The organism is Saccharopolyspora sp. NPDC002686 (assembly GCF_040295745.1).
In the GTDB taxonomy this organism is placed as follows: Bacteria; Actinomycetota; Actinomycetes; order Mycobacteriales; family Pseudonocardiaceae; genus Saccharopolyspora; species Saccharopolyspora oryzae.
In genome coordinates this window covers 1-5,442 of record NZ_JBEOVY010000448.1, presented here as the reverse complement: position 1 = coordinate 5,442, position 5,442 = coordinate 1, and the positions used below count along the sequence as shown (strand labels likewise).

The 5,442-nt window shown below is 73.2% G+C and carries 5 protein-coding genes; 2 read left to right on the top strand and 3 right to left on the bottom strand.

Annotation, left to right across the window (positions count from 1 at the left end; all coding sequences use genetic code 11):
- Positions 1 to 132: 132 nt before the first annotated feature.
- The 3 genes from ftsL to mraZ form a co-directional block, all read right to left on the bottom strand.
- On the bottom strand, positions 133 to 930 hold the full coding sequence (gene ftsL / locus ABTZ89_RS35150; RefSeq protein WP_351053089.1) for a cell division protein FtsL: 798 nt from the start codon (positions 928 to 930) through the stop codon (positions 133 to 135).
- 94 nt (positions 931 to 1,024) lie between these two features.
- A complete protein-coding gene (rsmH, locus tag ABTZ89_RS35145) occupies positions 1,025 to 2,011 on the bottom strand; it encodes a 16S rRNA (cytosine(1402)-N(4))-methyltransferase RsmH (RefSeq protein ID WP_351053086.1) in 987 nt (328 codons plus the stop codon).
- 296 nt (positions 2,012 to 2,307) lie between these two features.
- The gene (gene mraZ / locus ABTZ89_RS35140; protein ID WP_270946973.1) at positions 2,308 to 2,739 is read right to left on the bottom strand and encodes a division/cell wall cluster transcriptional repressor MraZ; all 432 of its coding nucleotides are present in this window, start codon (positions 2,737 to 2,739) and stop codon (positions 2,308 to 2,310) included.
- A 621-nt stretch (positions 2,740 to 3,360) separates the two neighbouring features.
- On the opposite strand from mraZ, the gene ABTZ89_RS35135 reads away from it, so the two are divergent.
- Together ABTZ89_RS35135 and ABTZ89_RS35130 are read left to right on the top strand one after the other, a co-directional pair.
- On the top strand, positions 3,361 to 4,371 hold the full coding sequence (locus ABTZ89_RS35135; RefSeq protein WP_270947112.1) for an AAA family ATPase: 1,011 nt from the start codon (positions 3,361 to 3,363) through the stop codon (positions 4,369 to 4,371).
- A gap of 2 nt (positions 4,372 to 4,373) precedes the next feature.
- On the top strand, positions 4,374 to 5,442 hold a 1,069-nt coding region (locus tag ABTZ89_RS35130), incomplete at its 3' end, for a DUF58 domain-containing protein (protein ID WP_351053083.1).

Below are 5,442 nucleotides of genomic sequence, written 5' to 3'. Positions count from 1 at the left end.
GCCCGCGTCGAAGGCCGGGTTCCGCAGAGGTACCAGCTGCCGATCGGTGAGCGGTTGCCGTTGCATCAGGGCGCGGGGAAGGTCTTGGTCGCCGGGTGCGGCCGCGGATGATCCTGGTCGACCTGCGGGCCATCAACGTCCCTCCGCCGCCACCCCTGGCGGCTGTTCAGCGGGCGGCTGCTCCCCGGCCGGGGGCTGCTGCTCCGCAGGTAGCTGATCAACTGGCTGCTGGTCCGCCGGCTGCTCCCCCGCGGGCGGCTGCTCCCCCGCCGGCGGCGCGGGCGGCGCCGGGGGCGGCGGGACCGTGGCCTTCTCCGGCTCGCCGACCACCAGCACCGAACCGTCCGGCTGCATCACCAGGTGCGCCGGGGTCGGCCCGGGCACCATGCCGAGGTCCTCGGTGGCGCGCCGCTGGATCGCCGGCGGCGAATCCAGCGAGCTGACCTCGCGCAGCAGCCGCTCGCGGCGCTCGTTGAGCTGCGCGATCTCGGCGTCACCGCGCTGCAGCTCGTAGCTGCCGCTGACCGCGGCGATGGACAGCCACAGCGTCGCGGCCAGACCGACGGCCAGCACCGACATCACCATGACGACCAGCGGCAGCCGCGCGAGCGCCACCCGCTCCTGCAGCTGCTTCGCCCTGGTCTTCGCCTTCGCCGTGGTCGGACGGCGGTCCTCGGAGCCGGTGCGCACCTGGCGCGGTCGCCGCACGGACGGCTCCCGCGTCGAGCGCTCCCGCCGCTCCTCGCGGCGCGCGTAGGCGCGTTCCGCCGCGGCCGACCGCGACCGCGGCTTGTCCGTCTTGGTGGCGGACTTCGCGGTGGTCTTGGTCGCCGTCGTCTTCTTCGCCGCGGGCTTCTTGGCGGCCGACTGCGCGCGTTCCTCGGACCCCGACCGCGAAGCGGCCTTCTTGGCGCGTGCAGGTGCTGTCATGCCGCCTCCCGTTCCTCAGTGGACGCCCGCGCCGGTACCCGCACGCCGACGTCCCGAGCAGTCAGGGGCGCGTCTCCCGTGCGCCCCCGGCTGCTCATGTCTTCCCCCCGCCGATGCGCTCCGCGGCGCGCAACCGCACCGACGCAGCCCTCGGATTGACTTCGACCTCCTGCTCACCGGCGACTTCGGCGCCCCTGGTGAGCAGGCGGAATTCCGGCCCGTGCCCGGGCAGTTCCACCGGCAGGTCGACCGGGGTCCGCGACTTCACCCGCTCGGCGAGCGCGCGCTTGACCATCCGGTCCTCCAGCGAGTGGTAGGACATCACCGCGATCCGGCCGCCGACCGCCAGCGAGTCCAGCGCCGCGGGCAGCGCCCGCTCGAGCACGTCGAGCTCGGCGTTGACCTCGATGCGCAGCGCCTGGAAGGTGCGCTTGGCCGGGTGACCACCGGTGCGCCGGCTGGCCGCGGGCACCGTGTCGTAGAGCAGCTGCACCAGTCGAGCGCTGTTGCTGAACGGTTCCTTCTGCCGCTCCCGGACGATCGCGGACGCGATCTTGCCCGCGAACTTCTCCTCGCCGTAGGTGCGCAGCACCCGCGCCAGCTCTTCCGCCGAGTAGGTGTTGAGCACGTCCGCGGCGGTGCGCGGTGCGCCCGAATCCATCCGCATGTCGAGCGGCGCGTCCTGGGCGTAGGCGAAACCGCGGGCGGCTTCGTCGAGCTGCAGCGAGGAGACCCCGAGGTCGAACAGCGCGGCGTCCACCTCGGACAGTCCCAGGTCGACCAGCACCTCGGCCCACTCGTCGTAAACGGCGTGCACCAGGTGGATCCGCGAGGCGTACGGCTGGAGCCGCTCGCCGGCCAGCCGCAGCGCGTCCGGGTCGCGGTCGAGCCCGACCAGCGTCAGCCCCGGGTGCGCGGCCAGCATCGCCTCGGAGTGCCCGCCCATCCCGAGCGTGGCGTCGACGACCACCGCGCCCTCGCGGGACAGCGCGGGTTCGAGCAGTTCCAACGTCCGGTCCAACAGCACCGGCACGTGCTTGTCGCGGGCGGATCCGCCCTGTTCATACCGCTGTTCGGCCACGGCGGTCCCTCCCTCCCGCGTGCCGTTCCCGTCGTGCTCCGCCAACCGGCACGCGCGGGCCCGCAGGCCCGCGCGTGGCGATGTCGGTATTGCCGACCCGCTCAGGGGCTCGGCGGTGCCGGGATCCGGCTGGACATGTTCTGGCATCCCAGTGTCTCGTGTGGACGTCCGGATCCCGTCAGGTCCCCGCCCGCCCGTCGCGTCCTGGTGCCGGGGAAGATGCACCAGGCATGCGATAGCCGAGCGGACCGAGGCCTCACGAAACCCGAATCCCCCGCTGTCAACACGCGCACCGATCAGAAGACGCCCGGCAACACCTCCTCGCGCGCTTGCGCATAGCCCTCCTCGTGGTCGTCGAGGTAGCTCTGCCACCTCTCCGCCTGCCAGATCTCCAACCGGTTGATCGCGCCGATGACCACGCACTCCTTGGTCAGCCCGGCGTAGCGGCGCAGCTCGGTGGCGATCTTGATGCGGCCCTGGCCGTCCGGCTCCTGCTCGTCGGTCCCGGCGAACAGGTAGCGCTGGTAGGCGCGGACCGCCTCGTTGGTGAACGGGGCCTCGGCGACCTTGCGCGCCATCTGCTCGAACTCGTCGCGCGGGAAGACGTAGAGGCAGTGGTCCTGTCCCTTGGTGACCATCAACCCCCCCGCCATGGCTTCCCGGAACTTCGCCGGCAGCGTCAAGCGCCCCTTGTCGTCGAGCTTCGGGTGATGGGTACCGAGAAACATCCCGGTGCACCTCCCCCGCCCCGGGCCGCTCGTCCTGCGCCCCGGACCCGCCGCAGCGGCACTCCGCCCCGGGCGAACCACCCGGGCCGAAACCCTCACCGGCCGTGATCAGCGGCGCCCGGCGAAAGCGGCGGGACCCCCGTTTGCCCCACCTCGCCCCACAGTACCCCACTTCGCTCCACCGTCAACACGAATCACCCCGTCCCGGCAACCCCCGCCGACCCCGTTTGCGCAGGTAGTGCCCGGTGGGTCCGAAGTGGGGGGTTTCGCGGGGCCGACCTTGATCAACCCCTTCGGGTGCGCGGTTATGCTCAGTGCCCGTCCCGCCCGGACCCCGATCTCGACCGATCGGTGGGGAGGAGTGGGGCGGCCGGCACCGCATCGGTGCGGGTGTCCCGCCGGACCCCACCGGTTTGGCACACTGCACGTGCACGCCGCCCCGGACCTGCCATCGGCCGAGCACCGGGTGCGGGGTCTGCCCGGCAGAGCACATGGAGGCGTCTTGAGCGGCACTCGCGCGCTTCCCGCTCGTGCGGGCGCCCCGCGAGTGGCGGTGGAAACCCGCTCGGGCCTCCCCGGGCACCGCGACGACCAGGAGGTGGCGTGACGCCCAGGACTGAGCTGTCCGGTGCCCCGGCGACCGACGACGGCGACTCGCCGGAGAAGCCCGACGTGGACCAGCTGCACAGCACCGTTCAGCGCATCGCCGCGAACGTGGAGCAGGTGCTGGTGGGCAAGCCCGAGGTGGTCCGGGTGGCGCTGGTCACCATGCTCGCCGAAGGCCACCTGCTGGTCGAGGACGTGCCCGGGGTCGGCAAGACCTCGCTGGCCAAGGCGCTGGCCAAGTCCATCGACTGCACGGTGAGCCGCATCCAGTTCACCCCCGACCTGCTGCCCAGCGACATCACCGGCGTGTCGGTGTACAACCGGCAGACCGAGAACTTCGAGTTCCGCCCCGGTCCGGTGTTCGCCAACGTGGTGGTCGGCGACGAGATCAACCGCGCCTCCCCCAAGACGCAGTCCGCGCTGCTGGAGTGCATGGAGGAGAAGCAGGTCACCGTCGACGGCGAGACCTACCCGCTGAGCTCGCCGTTCATGGTCATCGCCACCCAGAACCCGATCGAGATGGAAGGCACCTACGCGCTGCCGGAAGCCCAGCGGGACCGCTTCACCGCCCGGGTGTCGATCGGCTACCCGGACGTCGAGGCCGAGCTGGCGATGGTCGACGACCACGCCGGGCACGACCCGCTGGCCGACCTGCGCCCGGTCGCCGACGGCGCCGAGGTGCAGAACCTGCTGCGAGCCGTGCGCGAGGTGCACGTCTCCAGCGAGATCCGCCGCTACGCGGTCGCGCTGGTGACCGCGACCCGCCAGCTGCCCGAGCTGCGGCTGGGCGCCTCGCCCCGGTCGACGCTGCAGCTGGTGCGGGCCGCTCGCGCGCAGGCCGCGCTGGCCGGGCGCGACTTCGCGATCCCCGACGACGTGCAGGCGGTCGCGATCCCGGTGCTGGCCCACCGGCTGGTGCTGACCAGCGAGGCCCGCGCCGCGCGCCGCTCGACGACCGAACTGGTGCGCCAGCTGCTGAGCCGGACTCCGGTGCCGCGCGGCGACACCGAACGCGAACGCAGGTAAGGATGCTCTCCGGCCTGACCATCCGCGGGCGCTGCTTGTTGGCGGCGGGCGTGGCCGCCGGCATCTGCGCGCTGGTCCTCGACGAGCGGGACCTCCTGCGGGTCTCGGCGTTCGTGATCGCGCTGCCGCTGCTGGCCCTGCTGCTCACCAGCCGGACCCGGTTCGGCGTCGCCGCCCGGCGCGAAGTGGTGCCCGCGCGGATCCCGGTCGGTGGCCGGGCCACCGTCCAGCTGCACGTCTCCGCCAGCGGCCGGATGCCGATCGGCGGGCTGATGCTGGAGGACAACACGCCCCACGCGCTCGGCGGGCGGCACCGGTTCCAGCTGGAGGCGGTGCCCAAGCACGGCGGCGCGGTCCTGGAGTACCCGGTGTCGCCGGTGCTGCGCGGCGTCCACCAGATCGGGCCGCTGCGCACCAGCATCGACGACCCCTTCGGGCTGGCCGAGTTCGAGCGGGAGCTGGCCGGTCGCAGCCGGCTCGTCGCGGTGCCGGAGGTCGTCGCGCTGAACGGACTGCCCGCCGGTTCCGGGCTGGGCACCGGCGAGGACGGCGCGACCCGGCTGCGCGCCGGGCACGGCGAGGACGACGCGGTGGTGCGGCAGTACCGGCACGGCGACGACATCCGCCGCGTGCACTGGAAGTCCACCGCGCGCCGCGACGAGCTGATGGTGCGCGTCGAGGAACGCCCCTGGCACGCAGGCGTGACGGTGCTGCTCGACCGGCGCTCGGCGGCGCACCGCGGCAGCGGCGCGCGCAGCAGCCTGGAGTGGGCGGTCTCCGCGGTGGCCAGCTTCTGCCTGCACCTGCACCAGCACGGGCAGCAGGTGCAGGTGAGCACCGAGGACGGCGCGCAGCTGGCCGCCGGTGCTGCGACCTCCGGCGACGGGTACGACGACGCGGTGCTGGACGCGCTGGCGGCGGTGCGCGCGTCGTCCCAGCGCGACCTGGTGTTCAGCCACGACCCCGGTTCCGGGCAGGAGCTGATCGCGGTGCTGGGCGAGGCCACGCCCGCGGCGGTGGACGAGCTGACCAAGCTCCGCCCGCAGGAGACCCGCAGCCTCGTGGTGCTGC

Coding starts and splice junctions, on each gene's coding strand:
- ftsL (WP_351053089.1), bottom strand. CDS start 930: ATGACAGCACCTGCACGCGCCAAGAAGGCCGCTTCGCGGTCGGGGTCC.
- mraZ (WP_270946973.1), bottom strand. CDS start 2,739: ATGTTTCTCGGTACCCATCACCCGAAGCTCGACGACAAGGGGCGCTTG.